This is a genomic window from Sphingomonas sp. 8AM, from assembly GCF_902506455.1.
Classification (GTDB): domain Bacteria; phylum Pseudomonadota; class Alphaproteobacteria; order Sphingomonadales; family Sphingomonadaceae; genus Sphingomonas.
On the sequence record NZ_LR733844.1, the window covers coordinates 2,111,363 to 2,127,242 of the forward strand.

At 69.7% G+C, this 15,880-nt stretch carries 11 protein-coding genes; 8 read left to right on the forward strand and 3 right to left on the reverse strand.

The genetic code is table 11. From position 1 onward, the window contains the following. Positions 1–95 precede the first annotated feature (95 nt). From BACI71_RS09910 to BACI71_RS09935, 6 genes are all read left to right on the forward strand, one after another. On the forward strand, positions 96–365 hold the full coding sequence (locus BACI71_RS09910) for a hypothetical protein (protein WP_159758209.1): 270 nt from the start codon (positions 96–98) through the stop codon (positions 363–365). A 221-nt stretch (positions 366–586) separates the two neighbouring features. After that, a complete protein-coding gene (locus tag BACI71_RS09915; protein ID WP_159758210.1) occupies positions 587–3,022 on the forward strand; it encodes a TonB-dependent receptor domain-containing protein in 2,436 nt (811 codons plus the stop codon). Positions 3,023–3,217: 195 nt separating this feature from the next. After that, a complete protein-coding gene (locus BACI71_RS09920) occupies positions 3,218–4,054 on the forward strand; it encodes a hypothetical protein (RefSeq protein WP_159758211.1) in 837 nt (278 codons plus the stop codon). Positions 4,055–4,065: 11 nt separating this feature from the next. After that, complete coding sequence (locus tag BACI71_RS09925) at positions 4,066–4,509, forward strand: DUF11 domain-containing protein (RefSeq protein WP_159758212.1); 444 nt, start codon at positions 4,066–4,068, stop codon at positions 4,507–4,509. 37 nt (positions 4,510–4,546) lie between these two features. Continuing rightward, complete coding sequence (locus BACI71_RS09930; RefSeq protein ID WP_159758213.1) at positions 4,547–5,686, forward strand: hypothetical protein; 1,140 nt, start codon at positions 4,547–4,549, stop codon at positions 5,684–5,686. Positions 5,687–5,848: 162 nt separating this feature from the next. Next, a complete protein-coding gene (locus BACI71_RS09935) occupies positions 5,849–10,795 on the forward strand; it encodes a DUF11 domain-containing protein (protein ID WP_159758214.1) in 4,947 nt (1,648 codons plus the stop codon). 6 nt (positions 10,796–10,801) lie between these two features. On the opposite strand, the gene BACI71_RS09940 is transcribed toward BACI71_RS09935, so the two are convergent. The 3 genes from BACI71_RS09940 to BACI71_RS09950 are packed head-to-tail and all read right to left on the reverse strand — an operon-like array spanning position 10,802 to position 13,859. Next, positions 10,802–11,173 (reverse strand): response regulator, encoded by a 372-nt coding sequence (locus BACI71_RS09940; protein WP_159758215.1) that lies wholly within the window; start codon positions 11,171–11,173, stop codon positions 10,802–10,804. After that, positions 11,170–13,209 (reverse strand): ATP-binding protein, encoded by a 2,040-nt coding sequence (locus BACI71_RS09945; RefSeq protein WP_159758216.1) that lies wholly within the window; start codon positions 13,207–13,209, stop codon positions 11,170–11,172. Before BACI71_RS09945 ends, BACI71_RS09940 begins: the two co-directional genes overlap by 4 nt. Then, on the reverse strand, positions 13,206–13,859 hold the full coding sequence (locus tag BACI71_RS09950) for a response regulator (RefSeq protein ID WP_159758217.1): 654 nt from the start codon (positions 13,857–13,859) through the stop codon (positions 13,206–13,208). Before BACI71_RS09950 ends, BACI71_RS09945 begins: the two co-directional genes overlap by 4 nt. A gap of 107 nt (positions 13,860–13,966) precedes the next feature. On the opposite strand from BACI71_RS09950, the gene BACI71_RS09955 reads away from it, so the two are divergent. Both BACI71_RS09955 and BACI71_RS09960 read left to right on the forward strand, forming a co-directional pair. Continuing rightward, positions 13,967–14,593, forward strand: a complete 627-nt coding sequence (locus BACI71_RS09955; protein WP_159758218.1) for a hypothetical protein — start codon at positions 13,967–13,969, stop codon at positions 14,591–14,593. 47 nt (positions 14,594–14,640) lie between these two features. Continuing rightward, positions 14,641–15,690: a spore coat protein U domain-containing protein gene (locus BACI71_RS09960; RefSeq protein WP_159758219.1), complete on the forward strand. Its 1,050-nt coding sequence runs from the start codon at positions 14,641–14,643 to the stop codon at positions 15,688–15,690. Positions 15,691–15,880 lie beyond the last annotated feature (190 nt).

Here is a 15,880-nt window from a genome sequence, read left to right on the forward strand (position 1 = left end):
TCATGCCGGCGGTGCAGCGTTCGCCATCTGGAACAATACAGCCCCCATCACGCTTGTACGCGGTTGAGGTGTCACCTCCAACGAAGGGGATTTTCATGAAGAAGGTTTTTGCGATCGCGTTGCTGGCTGGTGTGGCCTCGCTCGGCGCCTGCAATTCGAGCCCGCGCGAGCAGGCCGCCGACAACATCGAGGCGAATGCCGAGGCAGTCGCGGACAATCTTGAAGACGCTGCGGACAACGTCAGCAACGACGCCGCCGAAGACCGGCTCGAGAACAAGGCGGACGCGGTGCGTGATCTCGGCGATAAGAAGGCCGACGACATGCGCACGCACGACGCCGACACCAACCTGAAGAACGGCATCTAGCCTTCGCGGACAGCGCAGGCTGCTCCCAAGCGCGGCCTGCACTGGAGGGGCGTCCCGGCCGGGGCGCCCCTTTCGCACTCTTCGTGAGGTCACGCGCGCCCGCCGACCGGTTTTCCAGCCATGCTCACCTTTTCCTTAACCGCTATCAACTAGCGAGCCCGAACCTAATCGTTTGAATTGCTCGGGGTTTTTTAGTGACATCGTTCTTTATTGCTGCTGCCATGGCGTCGACATCGCTGTCGACCGCCACTGTTACCGACGCGCCCGTCGACACCGCCGTCGCCAAGGCGAACGACGACACCGTGACCACCGGCGTCGCCAGGGGCCGCGACCGGCTGGACAGCGCCACGTCGACCAGCAACCTCAGGGAAGCCGATCTCGCAAAGCTCGCGCCGCGCTCGATCGGCGACCTGCTGCGTGACATTCCCGGCATCCGTTCCGAGGCCGCGACCGGCGAGGGGCTCGCCAGCGTCTCGATCCGCGGGCTGCCGCTCGCCTCATCGGGAATCAAGTTCGTCCAGTTGCAGGAAGACGGCCTGCCGGTGCTCGAATTCGGCGACATCCAGGGCCTCGGCCCCGACAGCCTGATCCGCGCCGACCTCAACCTGTCGCAGGTCGAGGTGATTCGCGGCGGCTCGGCCTCTACCTTCGCGTCCAATTCACCCGGCGGGCTCATCAACTTCATCTCGAAAACCGGCGAGACCGAGGGCGGCGCGATCGCGCTGACAGGCGGGCTCGACTATGACCAGTATCGCGCCGATTTCGACATCGGCGGCAAGCTGGGCGACACCGCGCGCTTCCACGTCGGCGGCTTCTTCCGGCAGGGCGGAGGCCCGCGCCGCACCGGCTATGATGCGCAGCGCGGCGGGCAGGTGAAGCTCAACGTCACCAAAACCTTCATGGGCGGCTATATTCGCCTGTACGGCAAGTATCTCGACGATCGCTCGCCCTTCTACGACACCGTTCCTGTGCAGGCGACCGGCGACAATGCGTCGCCGAAGGTCCGCGAGATCGCCAGTTTCGACGCCAACCGCGACATGCTGCTGTCGCGCTACATCCGCAGCAACCTCGTGCTCGACGGCGACAACAATCCGGTCGTCCACGATCTCGCCGAGGGCGTCACCACCAGGGTGAAGTCGGTCGGGCTCGAAAGCCAGATCGACGTGGCGGGCTGGGCCGTCACCGAGCGGTTCCGCTTCTCGGACGTGTCGGGTTCGTTCGTCACGCCGTTCACCTCGGCCTATCTGCCCGCCACGCAGGGTGCGGCGCTGCTCGGCGGCGCGGGTGCGCGGCTGACCTATGCCAACGGGCCGCTCGCCGGTCAGGCGATCGCCGATCCCGCCAGCCTCAACGGCAACGGCCTGCTCGCCGCGCTCAACATCCTCGACCTGCGCATCAAGTCGATGGACAATGTCACCAACGACCTTCGCGCCAGCCGCGTCTGGTCGGTAGGCGACGGGGACCTGACCACCACCGCCGGTTTCTACGCCGCGCGCCAGTCGATCGCGCGCGACGCGCTCTGGTCGACGATGATCTCCGACGTGCGCGGCGACGGTCGCGCCGCGCTGGTCGACGTGACCACGGCGGGCGGCCGCACGCTGACCCAGAACGGCGTCTATGCCTATAATCTCGCGCTGGCGGGCGGCACGCGCCGCCGCAGCGTCGATCTCGACTATGCGGTCAACGCGCCCTTCGCTTCGGCCAATTACCACATCGGCCGCGTCGCGATCGGCGCCAGCGTCCGCTACGACTTCGGCACCGCCCGCGGGCAGCTGTTCGGCTCGGATCTCGGCGGCGGGCGCGTCGGCACCGTCACGCGCGACATCGATGGCAATGGCGTGATCTCCTCGCCGGAAACACGCGTCGGCGTCACCCCGCTGACCACCCCCGCCCCGCTCGACTACAGCTACCATTACCTGTCCTACTCGAGCGGCATCAACTTCCGCATTGCCGAGCCGCTGGCGGTGTTCGCGCGCTACAGCCGCGGCGCCCGCGCCAATGCCGATCGCATCCTGTTCAGCCCGATCGTCAACACGGCCGACGGCAGCCTGACCACGAAAAGCGCAGCGTTCGATCCGGTCAAACAGGCCGAGGTCGGCGTGAAATACCGTCGGGCCGGACTGACGCTCAACCTGACCGGTTTCTGGGCGAAGGCGCAGGACACCAACGTCGACGTCGTCACCAGCCAGATCATCCAGCGTGAGTATCGCGCCACCGGTCTGGAGTTCGAGGGCGGCGTGCGTCGCGGGCCATTCGCGCTCACGGCGGGGGCGACCTATACCGATGCCGAGATCACCCGCGACGCGGTCAACCCGGCGGTGGTTGGCAACACGCCGCGCCATCAGGCAAAGCTGATCTTCCAGGCGACGCCGCAGCTCAGCACCGATCGCTTCAGCATCGGCGCGGTGTTCATCGGCACGTCCGGCAGCTATTCTCAGGACACCAACATCCTGAAGACGCCGGGCTTCGTCACTACCAACGCCTTTGCGCAGCTGCGGGTCGCGGAACGGCTGATGGTGGGCGTCAACGCGAACAACCTGTTCGACACGCTGGCGATCACCACGTTCGACGAGGCCGCAATTCCGGCCTCGGGGATCCTGCGCGCGCGTCCGCTCAACGGCCGCACCGTGTCGGCAACGGTCCGCTTCGACTTCTGACGCGTGGCGCCGCGGCCGTCGCCGGACGGTCGCGGCACCCCCCGATTGCCGCCGCGGCGTAAGACTTAGGTCGAACCCGCTTATGGTTCAGATGCTTGGCTATCATCTGCTTAACCACTTCTGCCGCTGAACAGCCCTCGCGCCCACAAGGGGCAGGCGAGGACTTCGATGACGCGACGTGGAACAGGGTGGTGGATGACGGTCGTGGCGGCGTTGACCGTCGCGCACGCCGCCGCCGCCACGCCGGCTGGCACCACGATCACGAACACTGCCCGCCTGACGTTTACCGCCGGTACTGCGCCACCGGTCACGCTCGACAGCAACACCGTCACGATCGCGGTCGACGCACTGGTCGAGGCCGCGATCACCGCCGAGCGTCCGACCGCGCCGGTCGCGACCGCGCCGCAGCCGCTCGCCTTCACCGTCACCAACCCCGGTAACGCGACCACCAGCTACCGTCTGCGCGCCGCCGCCGACCGCGACGGCATCACGGTGGCGACGATCGCCGCCGACAGCGATGACGACGGCCGCTACGATCCCGCGATCGACCGCGTCACGACCACCGTCACGCTCGCGGCGGGCGCACAGCAGCGCATCTTCGTGCTCGCCGCCGGTGTCCTCGTACCCGGTGCGGCGATCACCGTCACCGCCACCGCCGACACGCCTGCCGCCGCCACCGTCGGCGCAACCGGCGGGCAGGCAAGCGCGACGACGCGCCTCGTCGCTCTTCCCAGCCCCGCCGCCCGCCTCGACAAGGCGCAATCGGTCGCCGCGCCTGGCGGCGGCACGCGCGCGATCGCCGGCGCGGTGGTCACCTACACGCTCACCGCCCGCTTCGCGCGCGACTGCGCCGCCGCCGAGGTCAGCGATGCCGTCCCCGACGGGATGCGCTTCGTGCCGGGCAGCATCACGCTCGACGACCAGCCGCTCGCCGACACCGGCCGGCTGGACGGCACCACCGTCCGCATCGCGCTCGGCGACATGTCCGCCGGGGCGATCCGCCAGATCCGCTTCAACGCCATCATCCTGTGAGGAACATGCTTATGACGATCCGCCCGCTGCTGCTGCTCGCCGCCCTCGCCGCCGCCTCGCCCGCGCTGGCCGCCGGGCCGCTGCAGGTCGCGTCGAAGGTAATGGTCGAGGCCCGGCAGCGCGCCGCCGACGGCACGACCAGGATCGCGCTGGTGCCGGCACACCGCGTCGTGCCCGGCGACCGCGTCGTCTTCACGCTCGCCTATCGCAACACGGGCGCGCAGCCGCTCGCGGATCTCGTTTTCGACAATCCGGTCCCAAGCGGCGTGGCCTATCGCGCGCCCGCCCCGAACAGCCCCGCACCCGAATTGTCGGTCGATGGACGTCGCTACGGCACGCTCGCGCAGCTCGGCGCGGTCGAGCCCGATGCCGTCACGCACGTCCGCTGGCGGCTCGCGCGCCCGCTCGCGCCCGGCGCGTCGGGCACGTTCGCCTTCCAGGCGGTGCTGAAATGATCCCCCTCCCGTTTCTCGCTGAAAGAAAGACGCTCCCATGTTCGTGAAGAGGACCATCGCCCTCCTGCTCGCCGGGGTCGCGGCCGCCGCGCTCGGCGGCGGTGCGGCGCAGGCGCAGACTCCCGCGGCGCAGCTCACCACCGCCGGCACGCGGATCGATAACACCGCGTCGGTGACCTATTCGGTCAACGGCACCAACCAGTCGATCCAGTCGACCACCGCGTCGTTCGTCGTCGACAAGAAGGTGAACTTCACCGTCGTCACCGCGCAGACCGGACCGACCGTGGTGAACCTCGGCGACCAGAATGTCGTGACCACCTTCCGCGTCACCAACCTGACCAACGACGTGCAGGACTTCCTGCTCGATCCCGATCAGCAGAACCTGTCACTGGGGCTGTTCCCCGGCAGCGACAATTTCGACGTGACCTCGCTGCGCGCCTTCGTCGATTCGAACGGCAACGGCCGCTACGACGCGGGCGTCGATACGCAGACCTATATCGACGAACTCGCGCCCGACGCCTCCGCCACGGTGTTCATCGTCGGCAACGTCCCCAACCAGGCGGGAGCGCAATATGCATACAACTCGCTGCACGTCGTCGCCGCGGCCGGCGGTCAGGCGAACACGCAGGGCGCGGTGCTGGTCGGCACCGACCTCAACCTCGCCGGCGCGGACAATGTCGTCGACATCGTCTTCGCGGACGACGACAGCGACGGCGCGCTGCTCGGCGATGCCGCGCGCAACGGTCAGGGACGCGCCTATTCGGGCTGGCATGTCGCGGTGAACAACGTCGCGCTCAGCGTCACCAAGTCGGCGCGCGTGCTGGCGGATGGCCTCGGCTCTGCCAATCCCAAGGCAATCCCCGGCGCGACGGTCGAATATTGCCTGCTGGTGCGCAACGCGACGCTGACCACCAGCGCGACCGGCGTCTCGCTGGGCGACGTCATCCCTGGCCACACCACCTATGTGCCCGGCTCGATCTCGGTCGGCACCCCCGGCGGGCTGGGAGCGACGTGCAACGTCAACGGCTCGGTCGAGGACGATGACGACAACGACGCCACCGAGACCGATGGCTACACCGCCGCCTTCGACGGCATCGCCAAGAAGGTGACGGTCAACCTTGCCAGTGTCGGCGGCGGCGGTTCCGTCGCGGCGTCGTTCAAGGTCACGATCGACTAGCGCGCTTGCCTCGTCGTCCCGGGCCTGACCCGGGTCCCCGCTTTTTTCCGATCGGTGCGGTCGAAGCGGGACCCCGGGTCAAGTCCGGGGCGACGACCACCAGCAACATGCCTTGCCCACACACCACCCCGGCGACCCCCGCGCGCCGGGCAGGGACCCTTCATGCCCGTCGTCCGCGTCCGATCACTGCTGGCTTATGCCCATGCGCTGGTGATCGCGGCGCTGTGCCTGCTCGCCGCGTTGCCGGTCACAGGACAGACGACGCGCATCGCCAACACCGCGCAGCTCTCGTTCGGCGCGGCCGACATCCGCACCACGATCGCGTCGAACACCGTGACGCTCGACGTCGACCGTACCCGCCGCCCGACATCGCTCAGCTTCCGCCTGCCGCCGATCGGCTATCGGTTCAGCGGCATGCACTGCGACACCGTGCCGGAGCTGCGCTTTTCGCCCGCGCCGGTCGACGCCGCCGACCTCGCCCGCGCCGCACCGCTGCGCACGATCGACACGCGCCAGCCGATGTTCATCGTCCTCGACGCGCCGGCCGAAAACCACGACCCGGCGCTACGCGAAACCGACTATATCGATGTCGCGACCGACCGCGGCACCTACAAGCTGCCGCTGTTCGAAACCGGCCCCAACACCGGTGTGTTCGCCGGCGGGGTGCCGCGAACTGGCGACAATCCCGAGCTGGCGGCCTGCGACCCGACACGTTCGCGCACGCCAAAACTGCGCATGTCGTTCGCGGGCAATGAATTCAGCGATGCCAGCGAAGCGATGCTGCTCGTCGATCCAGCCGGTTACCTCTTCGACTCCGCCACCGGCGCGCTGATCGACGGCGCGGAAGTGTCGCTGCTTGACGCCAACGGCAATCTCGCCACCGTCTACGGCGACGACGGCATGAGCGCCTACCCCGCCACCGTCATCAGCGGCAGCGCGGCGCGCGATGCCAGCGGGCGGCTCTATCCCTTCACCACCGGCAATTACCGGTTCCCGCTGGTCGCGCCCGGCACCTATCACCTGCGCGTCGTGCCGCCGGGCAAATATTCGGCGCCCTCGACCCGCGATCGTGGCGACCTCGCGACGTTGCGGGACCCCGGCGGCAAGCCGTACCTCATCAATGATGCCTCGTTCGGCGCGCCGTTCACGATCGACTCGCCCGAGCCCTTCTATTCCGACATCCCGCTCGATCGCAGCGGCGAGACATTGCTGCTGCTGACCAAGACCGCCTCGACAGGCGAAGCGTCGCCCGGCGATATCGTCCAGTATCGCGTCACCCTCACCAACCGCGGCGACATGCCCGCGCGCGATGTCGCGGTCACCGATCTGCTGCCCGCCGCGCTGCGCTACCAACCCGGCTCGACGCGCGGCGCGGCCGAACCGGTGCGCGGCAGCGACGCGCACAAGCTCGACTTCGTCATCCCCGAGATCGCGCCGCGCGCCACCGCCGAACTGCGCTATACGGTGACGATCGCGATGGGCGCGAAGTCGGGCGAGACCGTCAACCGCGTGCTGGCGAGCGGCGGCGCTGGCGTGACCGGCAACGAGGCGGCGGCGGCGATCCGCGTCCGCCCCTTGCTGTTCAGCGACGGCTTCACCGTCATCGGCCGCGTGACGGAGGGCGCGTGCGGCGATCCGGCGCAGGGCCGGCGCGGCGTGCGCGGCATCCGCTTGCTGCTCGAGGACGGCACGTTCGTCGTCACCGACAAGGACGGGCTCTACCATTTCGAGGGCGTGCGCGCCGGACAGCACGTCGTCGCGCTCGATCGCGCCTCGGTGCCCGCCAGCCACGAACCGGTCGCGTGCGACGCCGACACGCGTCAGGCCGGCAGCGCCACCTCGCGCTTCGTCGAGAGCGACGGCGGCCTGCTCAAGCGCGTCGACTTCCAGCTGCGCCCGACCGGCCGCACCGCCGCCGCCGACGCCGCGCTGCCGGTCCCGGTGCGCAGCGACGGCGCGGCGTCAGGGGCGGGGCGCGACTGGTTCGTCGGCGAGACGCCCGGCACCGCCTTTCTCTTCCCGACCGCCGACCACAATCCGCGCGCGCCCGCGATCCGCGTCGTCATCAAGCATCGCCCCGGCCAGCGCGTCGCGCTGACCATCAACGGCGTCGCCACTGACCCGCTCGCCTTCGACGGCACCGACGCCGACCCGACCGGCACGATCGCGATCGCGCGCTGGTCGGGCGTGCCGGTCGTGGCCGGCGACAATCGGCTGGTCGCGCGCGTGCTCGATGCCGATGGCAATGTCGCCACGACGCTGTCGCAGGTCGTCCATTATGCCGGTGCGCCGGTGCAGGTGATCGCGGTCGCCGACAAGAGCCGGCTCGTCGCCGACGGCCTCACCCGCCCGTTGCTCGCGCTGCGCGCCACCGATGCGCAAGGGAAGCCGGTGCGCGCCGGCACCTTGCTCACCGTCCGCGTCGCTGCGCCGTACTCGGTGGCGGAGGAGATCGCGATCGCGCAGGAGCGCCGCCAGATCGCTGACGGCGCGACGCACAGCGCGCAGGTGGTCGGCGACGACGGCTATGCGTTCGTCGCGCTCGAACCGACGATGCAGAGCGGTCAGGTCCGTGCGCAGATCGACCTCGTCGACCGCGACACGCGCCGCACGATCGACATCACCGGCTGGCTCGCCGCCCCGGCGCGCGGGCTGACCGTCGTCGGCTTCGGCGCGGGCACGCTCGGCTTCGACACGCTGCTTCGCCACGGCGAGCCGCGCGCGCGGGGACAATTGGTCCGCGACGGGCAGCTCGCACTGTACGCCAAGGGGCGGATCCGGGGATCATGGCTGGCGACGCTCGCCTATGACAGCGACCGCCAGCGTGATCGCACGCGCGGGCTGCTCGGCACGATCGACCCCGACCGCTACTACACCGTCTATGGCGACGGTACGCGCCAGGGTTATGACGCGCCGACCGACCGCAAATTGTACCTGCGGCTGGAGCGCCGCGACGTTTACGCCTTGTTCGGCGACTACGAGACCGGGCTGACCGCGACCCGCCTCGGGCGCTACAGCCGGACGCTGAACGGCGTGAAGGCGGAATATGACGGCCGCCGCCTGCTGTTCAGCGCCTTCGCCGCGCACACCGACGAGCGGTATGCGCGCGATGAAATCCCCGGCAACGGCCTGTCGGGACCGTACCGGCTCGCCGCGCGCGACATCGTCCCCAACAGTGACAAATTGCGCATCGAGGTCCGAGACCGCTTCCGCCCCGAGCGGGTCGTCGCCACCACGCCGATGACGCGTCACATCGACTATGACATCGACACCGGCGCGGGGACGATCCGCTTCCGTGAGCCGGTGCTGACCCGCGACCCGAGCCTCAACCCGGTGGTGATCGTCGTCGACTACGAAACCTACGGGCGTGGCCGCAAGAAGGTTGCGGGCGGGCGCGGCGCAGTGAGGGTGGCCGGTGGCAAGGTCGAGGTCGGCGCGACCGTGCTGCACGACGAGACCACCGCCACCGCCGACCTGCTCGCGGTCGACCTGCGCGCGCGGCTGACCGCCACCACCGAGCTGCGCGCCGAGGCGGCGAGCGGCGGACGCGGCGGGCTCGACGCCGGCCGCGCCTGGCTCGCCGAGGCCGAGCATCACGGCCCGCGCGCCGACGTGCTGGTCTACGCCCGGCAGCAGGATCGCGACTTCGGCGTGTCGCAGCAGAATGTCGTCGAGTCCGGCGCGCGCCGGGTCGGGGTCGACAGCCGCGTGCAACTCGCGCCGCGCGTGTCACTGATCGCGACCGGTTGGCACCAGCAACAGCTCGACGGCCCCGAAACGCGCACCGCGCTCGATACACGGCTCGAATATCGGCGTGACCGTGGCACGCTGTTTGCGGGGACCCAGCTCGCCCGCGACCGCGGCGTCACCGGACGCGACCGGACCTCGCAATTGCTGACGCTGGGCGGGACGCAGTCGGTCCTCGACGGCAAGCTGACGCTCACCGGCCAGACGCAATTCGCACCCGGCGGCGCCACCGACAGCCTCGACTTCCCCGCCCGCCACCAGCTGCTCGCCGGCTATCGGCTGACACCCGGCGTACGGCTGATCGGCGGCTACGAGGTCGCGCAGGGTGCCGGTCACGACACCCAGACCGCGCGTCTCGGGTTCGACGTCGCGCCGTGGACTGGCGGCAAGCTGTTGACGACGCTCAATCAACAGGCGTCAGGCAGCGAGGATGCGCCGCGGCTGTTCGCGCAATATGGGCTCAGCCAGTCGCTGCCGATCGGCGCGCGCTGGATCGTCGACGCCTCGCTCGACGCCAGCACCACGCTCCGCGGCCACGCCGATCCGGCCACGTCGCTCGCCGCGTTTGGCGCGCTCGCCCCCGGCATCACCGTGCAGGACAATGGCGGCGGCGATTATACCGCGATTACAATGGGCGCCAGCTATCGGGCGCTGCGCTGGTCATGGAACGGCCGCGGCGAATATCGCGCCAGCGCGCAGGGCAATCGCTTCGGCCTGACCACCAACCTGTTGCGACCATTGGGCGAAGGCCGGTCGCTGGCGCTCGGCGTCCGCTGGTACGGCATCGGCGACGCCGCGTCGCTGGCCGCCGATGCCGCACTGGCGTGGCGGCCGATCGACAGCCGCTGGTCGATCCTCGAGCGATTGCAATGGCGTAACGATCGGGCCGGTGCGGGCACGACTGCCGGCAATGTGCTTGGCATCGCAGCGGGCGGCGACCTGTTCCAGGCGACGCGCCGCGCGATCAACAACATCGCCGTCAATTACCGCAGCGGCGCGGAAGGCGACGGTCACGGCCTCGAATTGACCTTCTATCACGGTATCAAATGGGTGCGCGGCAGCTTCGGCCGTGACGATTACACCGGGCTGACGCAGATCCTCGGCGCAGAGGTGCGCCGCGACCTTGGCGCGCATGTCGACCTCGGGTTGCAAGGCTCGGTCCAGCACGGCGTCACCAGCCGCACGCTGGCGTTCAGCGCCGGCCCGAACATCGGCATTTCGCCAGCGCGCGACTTCTGGATCAGCGCGGGCTACAACGTCAGCGGGTACCGCGACCGCGATCTTGCGCAGGACCGCTACACCCGCCGCGGTCCGTTCGTGACGCTGCGCCTCAAGCTCGACCGCAACGCCGCGCCGCGGTAAGGCCGCTCAGTGCAGCAGGTCGCGGATCTGCGCCCCGAGCGTCAATGGATCGAACGGCTTGACGATCACCCCGACCGCCCCGACTGCGCGCAACGCCGCCAGCTCGTGCGCGCGGCTGTGCGCGGTCATGAAGATCACCGGGAGGTCGGGCATGATCGCGCGCAGCGCCGCGCGCAACGCCGGTCCGTCCATCGCGGGCATCGACACATCCAGCAGCGCCGCGTCGAACGATGGCGCCGAGGCAACCAGCGCTATCGCCTCGTCCGGCGTGCCCACCGCGACCAGTGCGATCATCGGATCGAGACCCAGCGCCAGCGTCACGATCGTGCGGATATCCGCGTCGTCATCGACGAACAGCAGCCGCATCGCCCCGGTCACCGCCGCTCCTCACGGTCGCGCAGCAACCGCCGTATCGTCGCGACCACTGCCGCCAGATCGTGACGCCCCTTCACCAGAACCGCCGTCGCGCGCCGCGTGGCCTCCGGCGGCGCGTCGACGTCGGAAAGCAGCACGAGCGGAACCGGCTGCCCGTTTCGATCAACCAGATCGGGAAGCAATGCGGCGCCCCGACCATCGGCCACGTGCAGGTTGAGCAACACCAACGCCGGTTCCCGCGCGCGCAGCACGGCACGGGCCTCGTCCGGGTCGACGGCGCAGACGGTAGCGGCGACGTCCTCCAGCGCCACGATCATCGCTTCGCACAGCTCGTGATCGTCGTCGACGTGCAGGATCAGCGGCGCCCCCTCGGCCGCGTCGGCGGCGACGGCCAGCAGCGGCAGGTCGAACGCGAACCGCGTGCCCCCGCCGATGCGATCCTCGAACCAGATCGTGCCGTCCAGCCGCCGCACGATCTCGCGCGCGATCGCCAGCCCCAGCCCCGTCCCGCCGGCGGCGCGCTGCGACTGGAAGCGATCGAACAGCCGCGCGCGCAGGTTCACCGGCACGCCCGATCCATCATCGTCGACGCTGACGCGGGCACGTCCCGCCGCCTGCTCGGTGCGCAGCGTGACGGTTGCGCCGCCCGGCGAAGCGTGGATCGCGTTCGAAACCAGATTCGTGACCACCTGCAGCAAGCGTCCGGCATCGCCCGCGACCGGCACCGGCGCGGTCGCGGCGACGTCGACCAGCGTCACGCCGCGGCGGCGCGCCTCGCCTTCCCCGTCGAGCGCCGCCTGCGCGGTGATCGTGCGCAGGTCGAGCGGTGCGCGCGCGATCGTCAGCTGCCCGCTCCCGATCCGGTCGATGTCGAGGATGTCGTTGACCAGGCGGATCAGCCGGCGGGCGTTATTGTCGGCGATATCGACCAGCCGGCCTGCCTGCGGTGACCATTCGCCGGCGGTGCCGGCGCGCAGCAACGCCAACGATCCGACCACCGAGGTGAGCGGCGTCCGCAATTCGTGGCTGACGGTCGAGATCAGCTCGTCCTTGGCGCGCGCGGCGCGCAGCCGCTCCGACGCATCGCGCAGCGAGAGCACGAGCCGATCGCCGTCGGCGCCGTGCATCACGCCGATCGCAACGTCGACACTCACCTCGCTTCCGTCGCGCCGCCGCGCGCGCTGCTCGGGAAAGACCCCGCGCGCCGCGCCGGCGCCGATCTGCGCGCGCAAGTCCGCGCCGCCCGCGCGCGGCGGCAGGATCGTGGTCAGGTCGCGGTCCTTCAGCTCCGCCGCATCATAGCCGAGCAGCGTGTGTCCGGCCGCGTTGATCGTCTCGATCGTCCCGCCCGTGGTGACGATCACCAGCGTGTCGGTGGTGCTCGCCAGGATCGCGGCGTGGCGCGCCGCCGCGGCGTCGCGCGCCGCCTGCGAGCGCCACAACGCGAGCATGACCGCCAGCAGGATCAGGCTGACCAGCGCCCCGATCACCTCGAGCAGCCGATGGCTGTCGTCGCGGTGGAGCCGGAACGACGTCGAACGTTCTGCGCTGCGCGCGCGCTCCGCCACCGCCGCGCGCGCGACCGCGTCGCGCAGCCCGTCCATGATCCGCTTGCCGCGTCCCGACGCGACCTCGCGCCGGACGGCATCGGCCTCCCCGCGGTCGAATAGCGCGATCGTCTCGTCCAGCTCGGCGAACTTGGCGTCGATCGCCGGCCGTAGCGACCGCCCGCCGGCGCCCGCCTCCGCCAGCAGCCGCTCGACCTGCGCACGCGCCGGGGCATAGGGTGCCAGAAACGCCCGGTCGCCGGTCAGCAGCAGCCCGCGCTGCGCGGTCTCGGCATCCTTCACCGCCGACAGCAGCATCAGCAACGACCGCTCACGCTGGAACGAGCTCGCCGCCTCGTCCTGCGCCGCCAGCGAGCGCGCATGTTCGATCCCGGTCCAGCCGATCAGCCCCGCGAGGACCAGCGGCGTCAGCGTCCCGACCAGAATGAAGCGCCATCGCGGCGGCCGGACGGACGGCGCCGCCGCGCTCACTGGTCTGCGCGACCGATCAGCGGGCGCGCAGCGAGCAGCGCCTGCGCGCGATTGCTGACCCCCAGCTTGCGGAAGATCGCGGTCAGATGCGCCTTGATCGTCGACTCGGCGACGCCGAGATCCAGCGCGATCCGCTTATTGGAATGGCCGTCCGCCAGCGCGAGCAACACGGATTTTTGCGCATGGGACAGCAGCATCAGCCGCGCCGTCAGGTCGTCGAGCCCCGGCGCGCCGACCGCCGAAGCTGGCGGAAAGACGCGCTGTCCGTCATCGACTCGCCGCAGCCGCTCGGCCAGTTCGTCGAGCGGCAGGCTTTTGAACAGATAGCCCGCCGCGCCCACCGCCCGCGCCGCCTCCACCAGCCGTGGCTCCTCGCTGGCGGTCACCACGACGATCGGCGTCGTCGGCGCGTGCATCTGCAGGGTCAGCAATCCCGAAAAACCGCGCGCGTCGGGCAGATGAAAATCAAGCAGGATCATCCGCAGCGGGGCGCGTTCCGCAAGCTGGCGCGCCTCGCCGATCGACCCCGCCGCTACCACCGCCACGCCGGGGAGCGCTGCGCGGGCCGCCATCGCCAGCCCCTCGCGGGTCAGCGGATGATCGTCGGCGACCAAAGCGCGCCCTCCCAACCTGCGTCCGTCTTCTGCCATGCCTCGGTGGTTGCAGTTGTTATCGCTCTCGAAGATCGCGATCGAACAGCGTTCTGTCCAGTTCAAAAATTAACAAAAATAACGAAAATAGAGTTACATAACGCATAATGATCCTGCTGGTAGAACCCGTCATCGACGCTGTTGCGGATGCGATTGCCCGCGCCGGTCGCCACGGCTGGACGTATCGTTCGTGTACTGTCGACGACGCGGTCGTCGCGGACGACGACGCGATCCTGCTCCACACCGTCGACATCGCGACGACCGCGGAGATACACCGACTGCGGTCAGCCGTCGCGCCGACGATCGCGGTTGCGTCCGCAAGCTGGATCGCGACCACCGACTGGTCCGGTGAAGGCTATGTCGCAGCGGTTGATCGCAACCAGCTTGCGGCGGCGCTGCCGGGCCTCGTCGCCGAGTGGAGCCATGCCGCGCGGCTCGCGACGATCGACCGGCTCTCCGAGACGTTCGGCGCAGTGCCGGTCGCCGGACTGTTGCGCGGGCTGCGCGGCGCGGTGGAGAACGTACTGGTCACCGACGATCCGGCCCGGCTCGCGGCGGAGGCGCACCGCATCGCCGGGCTCGCCGGGACGCTCGGTTTTGCTGCGCTCGGCCGACACTGGCTGCGCGTCGCCGAAGCCGGCGATCGTCCCTCCCCCGCGACGCGCCGCGCGACCGCGCATGCGCTCGCGACGCTCGATCGCGCCGAGCGTCGCGCTGCTTTCACGATATCTTAGTTACCCGTGTTTTAGGGACGGAGCCTGCCGAGCGGTTTGAGAGCACCATGTCCCGCGCCACCCCGTCCCGATCGTCGATACTGTGTCGCACGCTGTCGCTGGCGCTGGCGATCGTCGTCGGTACGTTCGGCGCAACGCAGGCGACCGCTGCCGCCTGCACCGCCACGGCACTGACCGCCACCGACCTCGGCAGCTACTCGCCCGCCGCGGTTGCCGCTGCTGCAGTGCCGGCGTTGCGCAGCCGCGCCGGGCTGACCTGCTCGCCCGGACTGCTCAAGGTGCTGAGCGGCAATTACATCAAGGCGACCTTCCAGAGCCGCAACGCGCTGAAACTCGCCCCGGCCAGCGGCGTCGCGCTGGCCTATACGCTGTCCGCCGATCCGAACGGCACGGTGCCGATCGCGCAGAACGGCACCGTCGACTATATGCAGAACGATCTGCTCAACGCGCTCGGGCTGCTCGGCGGAACCTCGGCCGACCTCCCGTTTTTCGTTCGCCCGATCGCGACCGCCGGTCTGCCGGAGGGCGTCTATACCGACCGCCTGACGATCAAATGGGACTGGTACATCTGTCAGGGTCTTGGCACCCTTGGCGCGTGCGTTCTCGGGCTGGAGAAGGACACGGCGACAACCGTCGTCGACATCACGCTGACGGTCGCGGCACGCAAGCTGGTTCTCACCGCCACCGGACGCACGACGTGGGACCCGGTCAACGGCACCAGCTTCCCCAAGGCGGTACCGGGCGGCAAGCGCCGGGTCACGGTACAGCTCAACAATCCCGATATCGTCGCCACCGACGGCAACGTCACGGTCGTCACGCCGATCGCGCCGCGCCAGACGCTGGCCCTCGACGGCGACGGCACCAGCACCGGGGTAATGACCTTCGCGGTCAGCCCCTCGGGCAGCGCGGTCGCGCTCAGCTATGATGGCCCGGCGAGCACCAGCGACGACGTGGACTTCTCCGCCGATCAGGGAGTGACCTGGACGCTCGTGCCCGGCGCCGGCACGGCACAGGCCAATGCGATCCGTTTTCGCCCGCGCGGCCGGGTGCCGGCCGGCGCGACGCTGAATTTCTCCTTCCCGGTCGCGGTGCAATAGGCGGCCAGCGGCGGAACCCTCCCACGCTTCCCCTCGGTCGTCAGCCCGGGCATGATACGACGCCTCGCTTCTTCTCGCCGAATGGCGTGCAGGAAGTAGCGGGATCCCGGATCAGGCCCGGGATGACGGAAACTGCGGAGCGCAATGACTGTCGACCCGTCCAGTAAGTCCAACTCCGGGGCGCCCCATC